Here is an 18,891-nt window from a genome sequence, read left to right as displayed (position 1 = left end):
CCGACCCCCACACTATGGGTGAGTGCTAGATCACTTCTCCCAGCCCACGTTCTCGACGGGCAGGAGCCCGAAGAGGTCGAGACCCGTGTAGGTCTCGGGGGTGAGGTTGGCGAGTCCCTTGGTCACCGTGCGGATCTCGGGGCCGGAGTACAGCGGCAGGATGCCCCACGTCTCCTTGATGACCTCGGTCTCGACCTTGGTGCCCTCGGCGATCTGCTCCTCCGCGGTGGGGAGGTCGGCGACGCCCGCGATCTTCTCGTCGAGCTCCGGGGTGCCGGTGGCCGACAGGTTCAGGCCGCTGTCGGAGCAGTAGACCTGGCAGAAGTACGCGAAGCCGTAGGGGTCGCTCGACGAGAAGCCCATGAGGATGATGTCCCAGTCCTTCGTCGTCACCGTCGTCGAGAACTCCGAGCTCGGGCGCACGTCGACCGTGACCTCGACGCCGATCGCCTTGAGCTGCGCCTGGATGACCTTACCGCGGGTCTCGACGATGGGGTCGTCACCGAAGACGGGAAGGTTGACGGCGAGTCGCACGCCGTCCTTCTCGCGAACGCCGTCGCTGCCGGCGACCCATCCCGCCTCGTCCAGGATGCTGTTCGCCTCGTCGTCGTCGAACTTCCAGCCGGCCTCGCTCAGCGAGTCGACGTAGCCGTCCTGGAACGGGAAGAGGATGAGCGAGCCGGCGGGCTCCTCGGTGTAGCCCAGGCCGTTCCAGACGACCTCCTTGAGCTGCTCACGGTCGATCGCCTTCATGATCGCCTCGCGCACCTTGATGTCGGCGAGCTGAGGGCGCTCGGCGTTCAGCTGCATGAGGTTGGTGGCGGTGCGCTGGGCCTTGTAGGTGACGACGTCATCCATGTCGGCGACCTGCGCGAGGCGGTCGGACGTGCCGGTCGATGCCATGTTGATCTCGCCGGCCTTGAACGCGTTGATCTCGGCGGTGTCGTCGAGCTGACGGAAGGTGACCTTGTCGAGCAGCGGCTTGTCGCCCCACCAGTCCGGGTTCGGCTCGAAGATGACCGTGCCGCCCTTGGGGTCGAACTCGGTCATCTCATAGGGGCCTGCACCCCAGTCGGGGTTCGCCTCGTTGAGGTAGCCCTCGTTGAAGAGCTCCGGCGTGTTGATGTTCGGGTTGACGAGGTGCCAGAACAGGCCGTTCGTCCAGGGGTAGACCTGGGTGAACGTCACGACGGCCTGGCGGTCGTCGGTGCCCTGCTCGACGCTCTCGATCAGCGAGTAACCGTCGGTGGAGTTGGGGACGTAGCCCTCATCCGTCGACCGCAGCGCCTTCCAAGTCTGCTCGTAGGCGGTCCAGTCGATCGGCGTCCCGTCGTTCCAGACGGCGTCGGGGTTGATCGTGTAGGTGACGACGGTCTTGTCGTCCACGACCTCGGTGGTCCAGTCGGTCAGGTAGTTCGGGTTGGCGTATGCCTCGCCCTCCGGCGTCATGAGGATCGTCTGAGGGTTGTACCACTCCCAGAGCGTCGCGGTGTCGACCGTGGCGTCGGAGTGGTTGGCGTTCATCTGCGGGGTGATCTCACCGATGGGGAAGGTGACCTCGCCGCCCTCCTGCAGATTCTCACGGGGCTGCGGGTTGTAGTCCGCGCCCGTGACGGCTTCGGCTTCGCCGCCGTTGTCGGTGCTACCGCCGTCGCCGCCCGATGCGCAGCCGCTCATGACGAGTGCGAGGGCGCCGCTGAGGGCGAGAGCGCCCAGCAGCTTCTGATGCCTTTTCATGGTGTGGTGCTCCTTCTTGTGCCGTGTCGGCCTGTGGGGATGGGGAGAGGTTAAACCTGTCGCGCGCCGAGGTCGATTAATCGTTGTTAACCGTTACCGGAAGTGGCACGCGTTCATGTGCGTGGACGACGCACCCGTCAATGCGGGAACTTCGCCCTCGCACCGCGCCTGCTGCTCCGGCGCGAGCGTCGGGTAGAGGGGGCACCGGCTGACGAACGAGCAGCCGCGCACCTCCTCGGTCGGGCTGGGGAGATCGCCCGAGAGGACGATCCGCTCGCGCGCGCGCTCGATGTCGGGATCGGGAACGGGGATAGCCGACAGCAGTGCCTGCGTGTACGGATGCTGCGGATCGTCGAACACGCTGTCGACGTCGCCCTCCTCGACGAAGGCGCCGAGGTACATCACCGCGACGCGATCGGCGATGTGGCGGACAACGGCGAGGTCGTGCGCCACGAAGAGGTAGGAGATCCCGAGCTTCACCTTGAGTTCGTCGAGCAGGTTGATCACGCCGGCCTGGATCGACACGTCGAGCGCCGAGACGGGCTCGTCGAGCACGATGATCTTGGGGTTGGTGGCAAGGGCGCGGGCGATGCCGATGCGCTGTCGCTGTCCACCCGAGAAGGCTCCGGGGAACCGATCCGAGTGCGCCGGATCCAGGCCGACGAGATCCATGAGCTCGTCGACGCGGTTGTCGGCCTCGTCTCCCTTGACGCCGATGGCGTGCAGCGGTTCGGCGATGATGTCGGCGACGGTCATGCGCGGGTCGAGCGCGCCCATCGGGTCTTGGAACACGATCTGGATGTCGCGCCGCAGGTGGCGCTCCTCGGCGCCGCGCTTGACGTCGGAGACGCTCTTGCCGCCGATGCGGATGTCGCCGTTCTCCTGCGGCACGAAGTCCATGATCTGCAGGAGCGTCGTCGACTTACCGCTCCCGGACTCGCCGACGATCGCCATCGTCTCGCCCTTGCGCACGTCGAAGGTGACGCCCTTGACCGCGTGGACCGAACCCACGCGGCGCTTGACGAAGGCGCCCTTGAGGAGCGGGAACGTCTTGGTGAGGTTGGTGACCTCGAGTGCGATCGGGCGCTCCTCCCGCGGGGTGCGGGTCAGCGCGCTCTCCGGGATCGGCGGCACGGGGTAGACGGGCAGCCCGCCGAGCATGCCGCCGTCGTCGATCTCGTGCGATCGGATGCACGCGGCGCGGTGCTCGCTGGACGTGCTGGTCGGCACCGGGAGCAGTTCGGGCTCCGACGCGCGGCACGCGTCGATCGCGATCGGGCATCTGTCCGCGAACGGGCAGGCGTCCGGAAGGTCGATCAGCAGTGGGGGATTGCCGTGGATCGGGATGAGCGGGACCTTCTCGGCGGCGTCGACCCGGGGCATCGCGCCGAGGAGTCCGATCGAGTACGGCATCCGCGTGTGGTGGAAGAGCTCGCGCACCGGCGCCTGCTCGACGGCGCGTCCCGCGTACATGACGAGGACGTCGTCGGCCGTCTTGGCGACGACCCCCATGTCGTGGGTGATGAGGATCACGGCGGCGCCGGTCTCGCGCTGCGCCGTTCCGAGCAGGTCGAGGATCTGCGCCTGGATCGTGACGTCGAGCGCGGTCGTGGGCTCGTCGGCGATGATCAGTTTGGGGTTGTTCGCCATGGCGATGGCGATGACCACGCGCTGGCGCATCCCGCCCGAGAACTCGTGCGGGAAGGCCTTCAGGCGCCGCTCCGGATTCGGGATGCCGACGAGACGGAGGAGCTCGATCGCGCGGGCCTGGGCCTCTTTCTTGCCCATGCTCTTGTGCACGGTGAGCGCTTCGACCAGCTGATCGCCGATCGTGAAAACGGGCGTCAGCGACGTGAGCGGATCCTGGAAGACCATCGACAGGCCGTTTCCACGGATCATCGACAACTGGGCATCCGTCTTGCCGATCAGTTCCTGGCCGTCGAAGACGATCGATCCTTCGACCTTCGCGTTCTCGGTCAGCAGGCCCATGATCGCCAGCGAGGTGACGGACTTGCCCGAGCCGGATTCGCCCACGATGCTCAGCGTGCGGCCGGCTTCGAGGTCGAACGAGATGCCGCGCACCGCGTCGACACGACCGGCCTCCGAGGGGAAGCTGACGCGCAGGTCGCGGACGGAGAGGATGGGAGCGGTCATGCGCGGCCTCCCGCGGCAGAGGTCGGGTCGAGGGCATCGCGCAGACCGTCGGCGATCAGAGCCATCGAGATGGTGAGGAGGGTGAGCGCGGCCGCGGGGAAGTAGAACAGCCAGGGTGCGCTCGTGATGGTCGCGGAGCCGGAGCCGATGAGCGAGCCGAGAGACACGTCCGGAGCTTTCACGCCGAAGCCGAGGAACGACAGGCTGGTCTCGGTCTGCACCGCGCCGACGACGCCGAGCGTGAAGTTGATGACCAGCAGCGATCCGATGTTGGGGAGCATGTGCCGCAGCACGATCCGGAATCCGGGCACGCCCATGTACTTCGCGGCGGAGATGTATTCGCGTTCGCGCAGGGAGAGGGAGAGCGTCCAGATCACGCGGGCGGGGAAGAACCAGTTGATCGCGATCATGATCACCGCGATGATCCGCCAGTCGCCGCCGGCGCTGTTCGAGATCATCGCGAGGATGAGGAACGTCGGCACGACCATGAGGAAGTGGATGACGACGAGCACGCCGCGCTCGAACACGCCACCGAAGTACGCGGCTGCCGCGCCGATGAGCGCGGAGAGCACGGTCGTTCCGATCGACACGGCCAGCGCGATCATGAGCGACCGCTGCAGGCCGACGACGACCTGGGCGTAGAGGTCGTTGCCCGCGCCGTTCGTACCGAACCAGTGCTCGGCCGACGGGGGCTTCGTCAGTGCGAGGAAGTCCAGTTCGATGTGGTCGTACTGCTGGAAGAGGGGGCCGATGAGGGCGAACAGCACGATGATGACGAAGATCACCGCGCCCGCGACGGCACCGCGGTTGCGCAGGAAGCGGCGACCGTAGAGCTCGAACTTCGACATCCGCTTGCGCGGTGTGCGCACCGGGGTCGCCGGCGGGTCGTCGCCGTGGCGGAGGGGATCGGAGAGGTCTGCGATGCTCATGGTTCAGCTCACCCGCACTCGTGGATCGAGGATGACGACGGCGATGTCCGAGAGGACGGCGCCGATCGCGGTCATCACTGCGCCGAAGGCCGCGACGGCGACGACGCCGTGGATGTCGTTCGTCGCGATGGTCTGTGTGAAGTACTTGCCCATGCCGTTCCAGCCGAAGATCGATTCGGTCAGGACGGCGCCGGTGAAGACCGCCGGGATGGAGAAGGCCACCTGGGTCGTCACGGGGATCAGCGAGGTGCGCAGCGCGTGGCGGCGGATCGCCTGGGACTTGGTCAACCCCTTGGCACGCGCGGTGCGCACGTAGTCGGCGTTGATGTTGTCGAGCAGCAGCGAGCGCTGCAGGAAGTGGATGCCGGCGTAGCTGACGAGGATCAGCGCGATCGTCGGGAGTATCAGATGTTGCAGCGCATCGATGAGCACGGGGAAGAACCCGCTCACCCCCGGACTCGCCGCGCCCGTGACGAAGAAGATCCGCGTCCCGGTCGCGCTGTTCGCCTGGATCGCGAGCAGCACGATTCCCAGCGACGCGACGACGATCGGGATGTTCATCGTGATGATCGAGGTCGCCTGGCCGATCCGGTCGGCGAGCTTGTACTGGCGGGAGGCGGTGTAGACGCCGAGCGCGATGCCGATCACGGTGAACAGGATGGTGGCCCCGAGGACGAGTTCGGCGCTGACCCAGACCCGGTACGCGACCTGGTCGTTCACCGAGTCGCCCGTGGGGCTGAGCCCCCAGTTCCAGTGGAAGAGGATGTTGCTGAACCACGTCCACCAGCGCTCGAGGAGGGGCACCGTGTCGTCGAGGTTGCGGGGGCGGAGCAGCGCTTCGATCTGCTCCTCGTTGAGAGGGGGGCGGCGCCCGACGTAGTTGCTGCGCGGGTCCAGATAGAGCCAGGCGAGGAAGTACGTGAGGTTCGTCGCCACGACGATCATGAGCAGCCAGCCCAGTGCTCGACGCAGCAGGTACTTGATCAAGGTCGGTATCTCTCTCTTCACCAGAGCCGAACGGGATCACCGTTGCGGATCCGATCAATGTGCTTCACTCCGGACGCGCCTCTTCGCACGTTCCGGTATACCAAAAAGATGTTACGGGGTCGTTTCCTCCGTGGAACTCGGTTCCACGCCGGAGACCTGGGCGACGTTACCACCGGATCGGCGGAATCGGGCATTAGGCCTCCCTCACCGTAGAATCGACGCAACATGTCCCCACGCGCTCTCACTCCGCTTCAGCCTGCCGCGACGCCCGCGACGCAGATCCGAAATTTCTGCATCATCGCGCACATCGATCACGGCAAGTCGACTCTCGCCGACCGCATGCTGCAGATCACCGGCGTCGTCTCCGACCGAGACATGCGCGCTCAGTACCTGGACCGCATGGACATCGAGCGTGAGCGCGGCATCACGATCAAGAGCCAGGCCGTGCGCATGCCGTGGGAGATCGAGGGCGAGACGTTCGCGCTCAACATGATCGACACCCCGGGCCACGTCGACTTCACGTACGAGGTCTCCCGCTCGCTGGCCGCGTGCGAGGGAGCGATCCTGCTCGTCGACGCGGCGCAGGGCATCGAGGCGCAGACCCTGGCGAACCTCTACCTCGCGCTCGAGAACGATCTGCACATCATCCCGGTGCTGAACAAGATCGACCTCCCGGCGGCCGATCCCGACAAGTACGCCAAGGAGCTCGCTTCGCTCATCGGCGGCAAGCCGGAAGACGTTCTCCGCGTCTCCGGCAAGACAGGTGTCGGCGTCGAGGCGCTGCTCGATCGACTCGTCAAGGAGATCCCCGCTCCGGTGGGTGACGCGGATGCTCCGGCGCGCGCGATGATCTTCGACTCCGTCTACGACGCCTACCGCGGCGTCGTCACCTACGTCCGCATGGTCGACGGCAGTCTGTCGCCGCGCGAGCGCATCCAGATGATGTCGACCGGCGCGAACCACGAGGCGCTCGAAGTCGGCGTGTCGAGCCCCGAGCCGATCCCGACCAAGGGCCTCGGCGTCGGCGAGGTGGGGTACCTCATCACGGGCGTGAAGGATGTGCGACTGTCGAAGGTCGGCGACACCGTCACGTCGGCGCGCAAGCCCGCGACCGACGCGCTGTCCGGATACACCGACCCCAAGCCCATGGTCTTCTCGGGCATCTATCCCATCGACGGCAGCGACTACGCCGAACTCCGCGAAGCCCTCGACAAGCTCAAGCTCTCGGATGCCTCCCTGCAGTACGAGCCGGAGACGTCGGTGGCTCTCGGTTTCGGTTTCCGCTGCGGCTTCCTCGGCCTGCTGCACCTCGAGATCATCACCGAGCGGCTCTCACGCGAGTTCGGACTCGACCTCATCACCACGGCGCCGAGCGTGATCTACGAGGTGCTGACCTCCGACACCGGCGAGACCGTGACGGTCACGAACCCGAGTGAGTACCCCGACGGCCGCATCGGCTCCGTGTCGGAACCGATCGTCAAGACCGCGATCCTGCTCCCGAAGGACTACGTCGGCACGGTCATGGAGCTCTGCCAGTCGCGTCGCGGCTCGCTGCTCGGCATGGAGTACTTCTCGGAGGAGCGCGTCGAGCTGCGCTACATGATGCCGCTCGGCGAGATCGTCTTCGACTTCTTCGACCAGCTCAAGTCCAAGACGCAGGGCTATGCCTCGCTCGACTACGAGCCCGCGGGGCAGCAGGAGGCCGACCTCGTGAAGGTCGACATCCTGCTCCAGGGCGAGAAGGTCGACGCGTTCAGCTCGATCGTCCACCGCGACAAGGCCTACGCCTACGGCACGATGATGGCCGAGCGTCTGCGCAAGCTCATCCCTCGCCAGCAGTTCGAGGTGCCGATCCAGGCGGCGATCGGTGCACGCATCATCGCCCGCGAGACGATCCGCGCCATCCGCAAGGACGTGCTCGCCAAGTGCTACGGCGGTGACATCACCCGCAAGCGCAAGCTCCTCGAGAAGCAGAAGGAGGGCAAGAAGCGCATGAAGATGGTCGGCCGCGTCGAGGTCCCCCAGGAGGCGTTCATCGCCGCGCTGTCGGGCGACGTCGAGGGCAAGGACAAGAAGTAGTGAGGCCGCTCCCGCCGTACATGCGCGGGGTGACGCGGCATCCGATCGTCGACGTGCCGGCAGGGATGCACCTGTCCGAGCGCAGCATCGCGGTCGCTCCGGAGGCTCAGGATGCCGTGCGCACGCTGATCCGCTCCTGGGAGTTCAAGCGTCGGGCGGGTTTCGACGGCCCGGCGTCCGCGCCGGTCGCGAACGCCGAGGGCGTGCTGGCCAAGCGTGTGCTCGGTATCCGATTCTCCGAACCGATCCGGGTGGTGTGGGCGGATGAGCGGGGTTTCGGGTACGAGACGCGCCCGGGGCATCCGATCTACGGAGAGGAATCGTTCGTGCTCGACGACGGCGTGTTCACCGCCCGTTCGATCTCGCGCCCCGCGACCCTCGTGTGGTGGTTGCTGTCGCCCGCGCTGAGGCTGATCCAGCGCCGCACCCACGCGCGGTACACCCGCATCGTCGCCGCCGAGGCGCGCGAGTGGGGTGTTCGTCCAGGCAACCGCCAGTAGGCTGGATCTCATGCGGCGCGGGAACTTCCGAGACGACACGGTGGACTATGCGGCCGTGGGTGCCACCCACGCGCCCGATCTGATGCAGTACCCGCCGGAGCGCAGCTTCCCGGCGGAGGAGTCCTGGCGGATCGGCTCCGGAGCGGAGCGGTTCCAGACCGCCGGCGAAGCTCTGCTGTCGTGGACGGCGCAGCGCGCGGCCGGCCTCGCGATCGAAGACGTGCGCCCCGCGCCCGGCCCGGCGTACGCCGGCGTGAGCTTCGACGCCGAGGGCAACCCGATCGCCCCCAGCAAGCGCGACCTCGAGCCCCGTTACGATGCCGAAGGGACTCCGTTCGTGGGTCCGGGGATGACGCTGCGCGTGCGCGGTCGTCTGTCGGGCATGCGCGCGGATGCCGAGTTGCGTGTGATCTCGGTCACCGAGGAGGCTCGACGCATCGGTTTCGTGCTCGGCACGGTCGGCGGCTCGGTCGTCAGCGGCGAGGAGTCCTTCGACGTCGACTGGCGCGAGGACAACGACGAGGTCTGGTTCACGGTGCGCGCGTTCGACGCCCCCAACTCCTTGCTCTACCGCACGGTGCCGCCGCTCGTGAAGCGTCGCCGTCGCGAGCTCTTCGCCCGCTATCTCCGGGCGATCTCCCCGCTCTACGCGACCCCCCTCTGATGGCGGGGCCCCTTCCTCTCGGCGATCCCGCACCGTCCGACGGCCGCCTGCCGGCCGATCTGCCGATCGATCCCTCGGTTCCCTTCTCGGCGTACCTCCACATCCCGTTCTGCCGCGTGCGGTGCGGATACTGCGACTTCAACACCTACACCTCGAGCGAACTGCGCGGCGCCCGTCAGGAGGACTACGCCTCCACGCTGCTCGCCGAGATCGATCTCGCGCGAAACGTGCTCGACGAGGCGGGTGCGCTGCGCCCGATGGACACGGTCTTCTTCGGCGGGGGAACACCCACGCTGCTCCCCGCGGGCGATCTCGCGCTGATGCTCGGCGCCGCGGTCTCGGCCTTCGGCCTCGCCAAGGGTGCGGAGGTCACGGTCGAGGCCAACCCCGACACCGTCACGCCGGAGGTCGCCCGCACGCTCGCGGATGCCGGCGTGACGCGTCTCTCGATCGGCATGCAGTCGGCGGTGCCGCACGTGCTCGCCGCGCTCGACCGCACGCACGACCCCGACAACGTGCGCACGGCCGTCGCCGCGGCGAAGGAGGCCGGGCTCGCGGTCAGCGTCGATCTGATCTACGGCGCGCCGGGCGAGTCCCTCGCCGACTGGGAGGCGTCGCTGGATGCGGCCCTCGAACTCGACTCCGATCACATCTCGGCCTACGCGCTCATCATCGAGGACGGCACGAAGCTCGCCCGCCAGATCCGGCGTGGCGAGGTGCCGACGCCCGACGACGATCTGCAGGCCGACATGTACGAGCTGGCCGATCGCCGCCTCGCCGCGGCGGGCTTCGAGTGGTACGAGGTGAGCAACTGGGCCCGCAGTGATGCACAGCGCTCGCGTCACAATCTCGCCTACTGGCGGGGGAGCGACTGGTGGGGCTTCGGACCGGGAGCGCACAGCCACGTCGCCGGACTCCGCTGGTGGAACGTCAAGCATCCGGCGGCGTACGCGCAGCGGCTGTCGGCATCCGATTCTCCGGCGGCCGGCACCGAGCGTCCGGACGAGGACGCACGGATGCTCGAACGGGTGCTGCTGCAGAGCCGCCTCGTCGAGGGCATCGCGGTGGCCGACCTGCCGGCCGGCAATCGCGCGAACGTCGCGGGTCTCATCGCCGACGGCCTCGTCGACGCCCGCGCCGCGGTGCAGGGTCGGGTGCAGTTGACGCTGCGCGGACGGCTCCTGGCCGATGCCGTCGTGCGCGAGCTCACCGACTGACGCGGGAGCGAAGCGATCAGCTCCGGGTCGGGAGCAGATCCATTCCGGCTGTGCGCCGCTGGGGGAGCGTGCCGCTCGTCGTGTCGAACACCCGTGTCGTGCGGTCGGCGCCGTACGCCGCCCAGCCGGGTGAACCTGTCGTGACGAACGAGATCCAGGCGGCGTGCATCTCGTCGGCGAGAGCCTGGGGTGCGTCGGCGCCCGCGAGGCGCTGCGCCTCGGCATCCGCCAGACGATCGAAGACGAATCCGAGCTCGAGAGCGTGCGCGGCACGCAGGTCGCGCACCGGGCTCGGCCAAGCGAACTCGTAGACGAAGGTGAGCGCGGGGCGAGCGCGCGCCGCGCGCGAGAGTGGCGCGCGCAGCATCACGTCGGTCGCCAACTGTCCGAAGATCTCGCCGGTGGAGGCCTTCGGGAACGCCTTCCGGTACTCCGATACGGCTCGGCGCGGGATTCCCAGGGCCAGACGGGCGATGAAGAGCTTGAGCGGGCGGATCTCGGCGAGGGTCTCGGGTGTGAACCAGAGCCGGTACTCATCGGTGTTGCTGCCGATGAGCAGCGGCGTGTCGATGGTCGGCAGGACCTCGTGAGGCGAGCGCGGAAGGCTGTCCGGATCGATCGCGAATTGGAACCCCGGCGCTCCGCCCAGCGGCGACGAACCCGCGGACTGCGCGCGACGCGCCTCGAGCAGCTTCTCGGGAGGGACGGACGCGAACGACGCACGATCGGCTTGGATGCCGAGCCGTTTCGCGAGAGCCGCGGTCACCCGCCCCGCCTTCTGCGGCGGCTGCGCCTCCAACGGGCCGGACTCGATGATCGCGCGCGCGACGAGTGTGCGGGACTCGTCGCGCGCGAGAAGGCCCGCGACGATCGCGCCTCCGGCCGATTCCCCCATGAGGGTGATGCGTGCGGGGTCGCCGCCGAACGCGCCGATCTCGCGATGCACCCACTCGAGAGCTGCGGCCGCGTCGCGGAGGCCGAGATTGCGCGGGGCGTCGTCGAGCACCGAGAAACCCTCCGAGCCGAGGCGGTAGTTGATCGACACGAAGACGATCCCTGCGGCGGCGAAGCCGGCCCCGTCGTAGAGCGGAAGCGCCGCGGTGCCGCGCTCGAGCGCTCCGCCGTGGATCCACAGCAGCACCGGGGCGCGCTCGGCATCCGTCGGCGCCCAGATGTTGGCGGTCAGGATGTCGTCACCGTCGATCCTGACCGATCCGAGCAGCTCGCCGATCGCGCCGGGATACGGCGACTGCGGCGCCGTGGGCCCGAAGGCCGTGGCGGGACGCACGCCGGTCCACGGAGTCGCCGGCCGCGGTTCCCGGAACCGGTTCTCTCCGAAGGGAGGGGCGGCGTAGGGGATGCCGAGGAACCGGGATACCCCGCCCTCGCTCGATCCCTCGACGATTCCGGTGGACAGCTCGGCGGTGGGGGCGGTCATGGTCGTCATCCTAGGGCGGAGCCCCGACCTCCGACGAGACGAGCCGCGGGCGGGGTAGGATTGGCACTCTGAACGTCCGAGTGCCAACGGAAGGGAAGGGCGATGGTCACAGAGCGAGGACTCCAGGTTCTCCGCGCGATCGTGCAGGACTACGTCGAGACCCACGAACCCGTCGGCAGCCGTTCCATCGTGGACCGCCACTCCTTCGGGGTCTCCGCGGCCACGATCCGCAACGACATGGCGCTCCTCGAGGACGAGGAGCTCATCACCGCGCCGCACACCTCGTCGGGCCGCGTGCCCACCGACAAGGGGTACCGCGTCTTCGTCAATCATCTCGCCCAGCTGCGCCCGCTCTCGTCCGCTCAGCGAACGGCGATCGAGTCGTTCCTGGCGGCGCCGAGCGATCTCGACGACCTGATGGTGCGCACCGTGCGCGTGCTGACGCAGCTGACGGGTCAGGTCGCGCTCGCGCAGTACCCGTCGTTCGCCCGTGCGCACCTCACCCACATCGAACTCGTGCCGCTCGCCCCGACCCGCATGCTCGTCGTGCTCGTCACCGACGCCGGCGGCGTCTCGCAGCGGATGGCCCCGTTGCCGATCGAGATCGATGACGGTGATGCGATCATGCTCCGCGCGCGGCTCTCCGCCCTGCTCACGGGGCAGGCGGTCAGTGACGCGGCCGACCGTCTGCAGACGCTGCTGGCGGCGCCCGAGGCCGCTCCCGGCGATGCCGCACTGCGGGCTCTCGCCACCGTGATCGTCGACGAGCTGGGTACGTTCCGTCAGGAGCGCCTGGTGATGGCGGGGGCCGCGACGCTCGCGCGTCGCGAGCAGGACTTCCGCGGAAGCATCCATCCGCTGCTCGAGGCCATCGAGGAGCAGGTGACGCTCCTGCGGCTCATGAGCGAGATGGTCACCGACGAGCACGGCCTCGCGGCCAGCATCGGCACCGAGAACGCCCCGTTCGGGCTGGGCGAGGCGTCGATCGTCGCGAGCAACTACGCCGCCCCCAGCGGCACGGCGCGGGTCGGCGTGATGGGCCCGACGCGCATGGACTATCCGAGCAATCTCGCGGCGGCGCGGGCCGTGGCCCGCTACCTGACGCGGATGCTCGACGAAGACGAGACGAGCCGCTGAGCGGCCGTCGACGAAGAACAACGCAGAAAGGCGATCGTGGCGGACCACTATGAGGTTCTCGGGGTGTCCCGGGACGCTTCCACCGACGAGATCAAGAAGGCGTATCGGCGCCTCGCGCGTCAGCTGCACCCGGATGTGAATCCGGGCGAGGACGCGGCGGAGAAGTTCAAGCTCGTCACGCACGCGTACGACGTGCTCAGCGACGACGATTCCCGCCGCCGCTACGACATGGGCGGGGGAGACGGCGCGGCCGGGAACTTCGGCGGAGGGTTCGGCGGCTTCGGCGACATCTTCGAGACGTTCTTCGGCGCGGGACAGGGTGGAGGGCGTGCGCGCCCGCGTTCCCGTCGCGAACGGGGGCAGGACGCGCTGGTGCGGGTCACCCTCGACCTCGGCGACGTCGTCTTCGGTGCGCATCGCGACATCGAGGTCGACACCGCTGTGCTCTGCGAGACATGCCAGGGTTCCTGCTGCCAGGAGGGCACGTCGCCCGTCACCTGCGACATCTGCGGCGGCTCCGGACACGTCCAGCGCACGGTGCGCAGCCTGCTCGGCAACGTCGTCACCTCGCAGCCCTGCGGCACGTGCGAGGGCTACGGCACGACCATCCCGTACCCGTGCGGTACCTGCGGCGGTCAGGGGCGCGTGCGCTCTCGTCGTACCGTCTCGCTCGACATCCCCGCCGGCGTCGAGACCGGCCTGCGCCTGCAGCTGCCCGGCTCCGGTGAGGTCGGCAAAGCCGGCGGCCCGAACGGCGACCTGTACGTCGAGGTCACGGTCAACCCGCACGCGGCGTTCAGCCGTGACGGAGACGACCTGCTCGCGACGCTCGAGGTGTCGATGACCGATGCGATCCTCGGCACCGAGACCTCGATCCAGGGCCTCGACGGTGCGGTGGATCTCGAGGTGCGCGCGGGCGTGCAGTCCGGCGACGTGCTCACGATCAAGGGACGCGGCATCACGCCGCTGCGCGGTTCGCAGCGTGGCGACCTGCGCGTCGGCGTGCAGGTGGTGACTCCGACCAAGCTCGACTCCGCGCAGCGGGCGCTCATCGAGGACTTCGCGAAGAAGGCGAAGGCTCCGGGGCCCCAGCTGGCGCAGTTCCAGCAGGGTCTCTTCTCCAAGCTCCGCGACCGCTTCCGCACGCACTGAGCCATGGCGCTGCATTTCCTCGTCGAAACGTCGTCGGATGCCGAGCCCGGCGACCTCGTGTCGCTGACCGGTGCCGAGGCGAAGCATGCGGCGGTCGTCCGTCGCCTCCGTGTGGGGGAGCAGGTGACGATCGGTGACGGTCGGGGCATCTGGCTCCAGGGCGTCGCCGAGGAGGTCGCTCCCGCACGAGTGGACGTGCGGATCTCCGATCGGGCCGTGCACCCGTCGCCGACCCCGCGCATCGTCCTCGCGCAGGCGCTCGCGAAGGGTGACCGCGACGAGCTCGCGGTGCAGGCCGCCTGCGAGCTGGGCGTCGACGAGATCGTGCCCTGGCAGGCGAGCCGGAGCGTCTCCCGCTGGGAGGGGCCCAAGGCCGTGAAGGGCCGTGAGCGGTGGGCGACGATCGTTCGCGAGGCCGCCAAACAGGCTCATCGGCCGTGGGTCCCCGAGGTCGCGGCTCCCGCGAGCACGGGGGAGCTGGCGACCCGTGCGAGCGCGGAGCGCGTGCTGATCCTCGACCCGTCGGCGACGACCCGGCTGTCGGAGATCACCGCGGACGACCGCGACATCGTGCTGGTCGTCGGACCCGAGGGCGGTGTCTCGGACGACGAGATCGCCCGGTTGACCGCGGCGGGCGCCGAGCGCGTGCTGCTGGGAGACACGGTGCTGCGCACCTCGACGGCCGGACCCGCGGCGATCGCGGTGCTCTCCGTCGCCCTCCGCCGCTGGTGAGCGCACCGCCGTGCCGGCGGACCCCGCCGCTAGACTGGGAACATGAGCGAACCCTCGATCTTCACGCGCATCCTGAACGGTGAGATCCCCGCAGAGGTCCTCGGTGAGACCGAACGCGTGTTCGCCATCCGTGACATCGCGCCCCAGGCGCCGGTCCACCTCCTGGTGATCCCGAAGACCGCGGAGTACCGCGACGTCGCCGAGATCGCGGCGGGCGACCCGACGCTGCTCGCCGAGATGGTCTCCTTCGCGAAGGAACTCGCCGCGCAGCACACCGACGACGGCGACTACCGCCTCGTCTTCAACTCCGGCCCGAACGCCGGACAGACCGTGTTCCACGTCCACGCCCACGTGCTGGGCGGGGGACTGAACGAGAAGAGTGTCGGTGCCTGAAAACCACGACCAGAGTCCTGAGATCCCGGAACGCCGCAGCGGAGCATCCGCTCCGGAGTCCGTCGAGAAGATCTACGCCGACGGCGTCGCGATGGTGCAGCTGCTCGGTCCGCAGGACCGGCTCCTGCGGATGCTCGAGAAGGAGCACCGCGATGTGCAGGTCCTCGTGCGCGGCAACGAGATCACGCTCAGCGGTTCGGCATCGGCGGTCGCCGCGGCGAAGACGCTCGTCGAGGAGCTGCTCCAGATGACCCGGGGCGGTGCCGATCTGGCTCCGAGCGACGTCACCAGCTCCGCCCGGATGCTCCGCGACGGGGGACCTCGTCCGAGCGAGGTGCTCGGCGAGGCGATCCTGTCGACCCGCGGCAAGGTCATCCGCCCGAAGACTCTCGGGCAGAAGGAGTACGTCGACGCGATCGAGGAGAACACGATCGTCTTCGGCATCGGTCCCGCCGGAACGGGCAAGACCTACCTGGCGATGGCCAAAGCGGTGCAGGCACTGCAGCGCAAGGAGGTCACGCGGATCATCCTCACCCGCCCCGCCGTCGAGGCGGGCGAGCGCCTGGGCTTCCTGCCCGGCACCCTGACCGACAAGATCGACCCCTACCTGCGACCGCTCTACGACGCGCTCAACGAGATGATGGACCCGGAGATCGTGCCGCGGCTCATGGCGACGGGAACGATCGAGGTCGCGCCGCTCGCCTACATGCGCGGTCGCACGCTCAACGACTCGTTCGTGGTGCTCGACGAGGCGCAGAACACCACCCCCGAGCAGATGAAGATGTTCCTGACGCGTCTCGGCTTCGGCACGAAGATGGTCGTCACCGGCGACATCACCCAGGTCGATCTCCCGCAGGGTTCGTCCGGTCTGCGCATGGTGACACGCGTGCTCGGCGACATCGACGACATCCATTTCTCCCGACTGACCAGCGACGACGTGGTGCGCCACTCGCTCGTCGGCCGCATCGTCGACGCCTACAGCGAGTACGACGAGAAGCGCACGGCGCAGCGGTTCGAGCGCGAGCAGGCCGCCGAGTTCGCGAACCGCGCCGATCGACGTGGCGCGCAACGACCCGGTCCCCGTGACCGCATGCCGAAACGAGGACTCTCATGATCGAGATCAACAACGAGTCGGCGATCGACGTCGACGAGACCGTGCTGCAGCGGTTGACCGACCACAACCTCGCTCAACTGCACGTGAGTGCGGATGCCGAGGTCGCGATCGTCCTCGTCGACGAGGGCGCCATGGAAGCCCTGCACGTGCAGTGGATGGACGAGCCCGGTCCCACCGACGTGCTCAGCTTCCCGATGGACGAACTGCGTCCCGGCACCGAGGACCGTCCGACCGCTCCCGGTCTGCTCGGAGACATCGTGCTCTGCCCGCAGGTCGCCGAGACGCAGGCCCAGGCCGCCGGGCACACCCTGATGGACGAGCTCATCCTGCTCACCACGCACGGCCTGCTCCACCTGCTCGGCTACGACCACGCCGAGCCCGATGAGGAGCGTGAGATGTTCGGCCTGCAGAAGGAGCTCATCCAGAGCTTCGCCGCGGCCGAGCGTCGGCGATGACGCTCGTCGCCGTCTCCCTCCTCGCCGCCGCCGTCCTCCTCGTCGCCTTCGGTGGCTTGATGTCGGCGATCGACGCCGCGTTCAGCGTGCGGTCGCGCGCCGACCTCGAGGAGATGGGCACCGAGGGGCGCAACGCCGCTCAGCTCGCGCGCATCGCCGCCGATCCCGACGCCCACGTCAACTCCGTCGCCTTCATCCGCGTGCTCGCCGAGGTGACGGCGGCCGTGCTCGTCACGGTCGCGTTCACCTCGCTGTTCGACGACATCTGGTGGGCGATGCTCGCCGCCGCCGTGCTCATGACCGGCATCACGTTCGTGCTGGTCGGTGCGAGCCCGCGCACGGTCGGACGTCACCGCGCCGACGGTCTGCTGCGTGCGAACGCCCCGATCGTGCGCGGCCTGCGCATCATCCTGGGCCCGATCGCGCAGGGGCTCGTCCTCCTCGGCAACCGCGTGACGCCGGGCGCCGGACGCAGCTCCTTCTCGTCCGAGGAGCAACTGCTCAGCATGGTCGACGAGGCGGCGTCGAACGACCTCATCGAGGCCGACGACCGCGACCTCATCCACTCCGTGTTCGATTTCACCGACCAGTTCGTGCGCGCCGTCATGGTGCCGCGCACCGAGATGGTCACCGTCGATGCCACGGCGTCGACCAGCGAGGCGATGGAACTCTTCCTCAACCGAGGGGTGTCGCGCATGCCCGTGGTCGACGACGAGGCGGATGACGTCGTGGGCGTGCTCTACCTCAAGGACCTCGTGCAGTTCGCCTACCGTGACGAGGGTGCCTGGCGCGGAGCGTCCATCCGCCCCATCTCGCGGCCTGCGACCTTCGTTCCCGAGTCGATGCGCGCCGAGACGCTCCTGCAGCAGATGAAGCGCGATGCGGTGCACGTCTGCCTGGTGATCGACGAGCACGGCGGGATCTCGGGACTCGTGACGCTCGAGGACCTCATCGAGGAACTCGTCGGCGAGATATCGGACGAGTACGATCGGGTATCCGCCGAATTCTTCGACCTGGGCGACGGGCGCTACCGCGTGAGCTCCCGCCTCTCGCTCGAGGACGTGGGCGATCTGTTCGGGCTCGAACTGGAGGACGAGGACGTCGACTCGATCGGCGGCCTCCTCGGCAAGGCGCTCGGGCAGGTTCCGCAGCCCGGTGCGACGGCCGTCGTCAACGGGCTCGTCCTGACGGGCGGCGCGTCCCGAGGACGCGGCAGAGGGATCGCCACGGTGTTCGTGGAGAGAGCAGCGCGTGGCGAGGATGCTGCGGACGACGAAGGAGAACGACACGATGACTGAGCAGAACCGAAGCGGGTTCGTGACCTTCGTGGGCCGACCGAACGTCGGGAAGTCGACTCTCACGAACGCCCTGGTCGGCGAGAAGATCGCGATCACCAGCGAGAAGCCGCAGACGACCCGGCGCGCGATCCGCGGCATCCTCAACCGCCCCGACGGCCAGCTCGTGATCGTCGACACCCCCGGCATCCACAAGCCGCGGACGCTCCTCGGTGAGCGTCTGAACGATCTCGTCGAGCAGGTGCTCGGCGACGTCGACGTGATCGGCTTCTGCGTCCCGGCCACCGAGAAGATCGGCCCGGGCGATCGGCGGATCGCCGCCTCGCTCGACGGATACCCGCGCGCGAAGAAGGTCGCGATCGTCACGAAGACGGATGCCGCGGGACGCGACGAGATCACCGAGCGCCTTCTCGAGGTCGATGCGCTGCGCGAGGACTGGGCGGCTGTGGTCCCGCTCTCGGCGCTCACGCGCGATCAGCTCGACGTGCTCTCGGATCAGATCCTGGCCCTCATGCCCACGGGGCCGGCACTGTACCCCGAGGGCATCACGACCGACGAGTCGCAGGACGACCGGATCGCGGAGTACATCCGCGAGGCCGCGCTCGAGGGTGTGCGCGACGAACTGCCGCACTCGATCGCGGTGGTCGTCGACGAGGTGGCCCCGCGTGAGGGCAGCGACCTCACCGATGTGCACGCATCGATCATCGTCGAGCGAGACAGTCAGAAGGCGATCATCATCGGGCACAAGGGCAAGCGCTTGCGTGACGTGGGTGCGCGCGCCCGCGCGCAGGTCGAGGAGCTCCTCGGCACCCGCGTGTTCCTCGCCCTCCACGTGAAGGTCGCGAAGGAGTGGCAGCGCGACCCGAAGCAGCTGGGCCGGCTCGGGTTCTGACATGACTTCCCGAGGG

17 protein-coding genes are annotated in these 18,891 nt (G+C 68.5%); 12 read left to right on the top strand and 5 right to left on the bottom strand.

All coding sequences use genetic code 11. The annotated features are described in order from the left end of the window. Window positions 1–30 precede the first annotated feature (30 nt). From KV396_RS16040 to KV396_RS16025, 4 genes are all read right to left on the bottom strand, one after another. Window positions 31–1,737 carry an ABC transporter family substrate-binding protein gene (locus tag KV396_RS16040; protein ID WP_247622213.1) on the bottom strand — a complete coding sequence of 569 codons (1,707 nt, stop codon included), beginning with the start codon at window positions 1,735–1,737 and terminating at the stop codon, window positions 31–33. A 93-nt stretch (window positions 1,738–1,830) separates the two neighbouring features. Next, window positions 1,831–3,891 (bottom strand): ABC transporter ATP-binding protein, encoded by a 2,061-nt coding sequence (locus KV396_RS16035; RefSeq protein WP_247956332.1) that lies wholly within the window; start codon window positions 3,889–3,891, stop codon window positions 1,831–1,833. Further along, on the bottom strand, window positions 3,888–4,820 hold the full coding sequence (locus KV396_RS16030; protein WP_247632038.1) for an ABC transporter permease: 933 nt from the start codon (window positions 4,818–4,820) through the stop codon (window positions 3,888–3,890). Before KV396_RS16030 ends, KV396_RS16035 begins: the two co-directional genes overlap by 4 nt. A 3-nt stretch (window positions 4,821–4,823) precedes the next feature. Continuing rightward, window positions 4,824–5,807, bottom strand: coding sequence for an ABC transporter permease (locus KV396_RS16025; protein WP_247622216.1), 984 nt, complete (start codon window positions 5,805–5,807; stop codon window positions 4,824–4,826). A gap of 225 nt (window positions 5,808–6,032) precedes the next feature. On the opposite strand from KV396_RS16025, the gene lepA reads away from it, so the two are divergent. From lepA to hemW, 4 genes are read left to right on the top strand one after another with little or no spacing between them, the layout of a single operon-like run. Continuing rightward, on the top strand, window positions 6,033–7,886 hold the full coding sequence (gene lepA, locus KV396_RS16020; RefSeq protein WP_247622217.1) for a translation elongation factor 4: 1,854 nt from the start codon (window positions 6,033–6,035) through the stop codon (window positions 7,884–7,886). After that, on the top strand, window positions 7,886–8,386 hold the full coding sequence (locus KV396_RS16015; protein WP_247632039.1) for a DUF1990 family protein: 501 nt from the start codon (window positions 7,886–7,888) through the stop codon (window positions 8,384–8,386). Before lepA ends, KV396_RS16015 begins: the two co-directional genes overlap by 1 nt. 10 nt (window positions 8,387–8,396) lie before the next feature. Further along, window positions 8,397–9,050 carry a DUF1990 family protein gene (locus KV396_RS16010; protein WP_247956331.1) on the top strand — a complete coding sequence of 218 codons (654 nt, stop codon included), beginning with the start codon at window positions 8,397–8,399 and terminating at the stop codon, window positions 9,048–9,050. Then, window positions 9,050–10,267 carry a radical SAM family heme chaperone HemW gene (hemW, locus tag KV396_RS16005; protein ID WP_247956330.1) on the top strand — a complete coding sequence of 406 codons (1,218 nt, stop codon included), beginning with the start codon at window positions 9,050–9,052 and terminating at the stop codon, window positions 10,265–10,267. Before KV396_RS16010 ends, hemW begins: the two co-directional genes overlap by 1 nt. Window positions 10,268–10,283: 16 nt before the next feature. Here the strand turns inward: hemW and KV396_RS16000 are convergent, their stop codons facing one another. Further along, complete coding sequence (locus KV396_RS16000) at window positions 10,284–11,705, bottom strand: carboxylesterase/lipase family protein (RefSeq protein WP_247956329.1); 1,422 nt, start codon at window positions 11,703–11,705, stop codon at window positions 10,284–10,286. Between the two features lie 102 nt (window positions 11,706–11,807). Here KV396_RS16000 and hrcA point away from each other — a divergent pair, with 102 nt between their 5' ends. From hrcA to era, 8 genes are all read left to right on the top strand, one after another. Next, complete coding sequence (gene hrcA, locus KV396_RS15995) at window positions 11,808–12,842, top strand: heat-inducible transcriptional repressor HrcA (RefSeq protein WP_247622222.1); 1,035 nt, start codon at window positions 11,808–11,810, stop codon at window positions 12,840–12,842. 36 nt (window positions 12,843–12,878) lie between these two features. After that, entirely contained in the window at window positions 12,879–13,994 is a 1,116-nt protein-coding gene (gene dnaJ, locus KV396_RS15990; RefSeq protein ID WP_247956328.1) for a molecular chaperone DnaJ, read from the top strand. A gap of 3 nt (window positions 13,995–13,997) precedes the next feature. Further along, entirely contained in the window at window positions 13,998–14,726 is a 729-nt protein-coding gene (locus KV396_RS15985) for a 16S rRNA (uracil(1498)-N(3))-methyltransferase (protein ID WP_247956327.1), read from the top strand. Window positions 14,727–14,768: 42 nt separating this feature from the next. Then, window positions 14,769–15,119, top strand: coding sequence for a histidine triad nucleotide-binding protein (locus tag KV396_RS15980; protein ID WP_247622225.1), 351 nt, complete (start codon window positions 14,769–14,771; stop codon window positions 15,117–15,119). 91 nt (window positions 15,120–15,210) lie between these two features. Then, the gene (locus tag KV396_RS15975; protein ID WP_247624677.1) at window positions 15,211–16,233 is read left to right on the top strand and encodes a PhoH family protein; all 1,023 of its coding nucleotides are present in this window, start codon (window positions 15,211–15,213) and stop codon (window positions 16,231–16,233) included. Further along, window positions 16,230–16,688, top strand: a complete 459-nt coding sequence (ybeY, locus tag KV396_RS15970; RefSeq protein WP_247622226.1) for an rRNA maturation RNase YbeY — start codon at window positions 16,230–16,232, stop codon at window positions 16,686–16,688. The genes KV396_RS15975 and ybeY overlap by 4 nt, the downstream gene beginning before the upstream one ends. Next, complete coding sequence (locus KV396_RS15965; protein ID WP_247956326.1) at window positions 16,685–17,986, top strand: hemolysin family protein; 1,302 nt, start codon at window positions 16,685–16,687, stop codon at window positions 17,984–17,986. Before ybeY ends, KV396_RS15965 begins: the two co-directional genes overlap by 4 nt. Further along, window positions 17,979–18,875 carry a GTPase Era gene (gene era / locus KV396_RS15960; protein WP_247622228.1) on the top strand — a complete coding sequence of 299 codons (897 nt, stop codon included), beginning with the start codon at window positions 17,979–17,981 and terminating at the stop codon, window positions 18,873–18,875. The genes KV396_RS15965 and era overlap by 8 nt, the downstream gene beginning before the upstream one ends. Window positions 18,876–18,891 lie beyond the last annotated feature (16 nt).

Origin of the sequence: Microbacterium galbinum, assembly GCF_023101185.1 — a bacterium.
Classification (GTDB): Bacteria; Actinomycetota; Actinomycetes; order Actinomycetales; family Microbacteriaceae; genus Microbacterium; species Microbacterium galbinum.
Note: the sequence above shows the minus strand (reverse complement) of the source record. Positions and strands in the feature narration are given on the sequence as shown.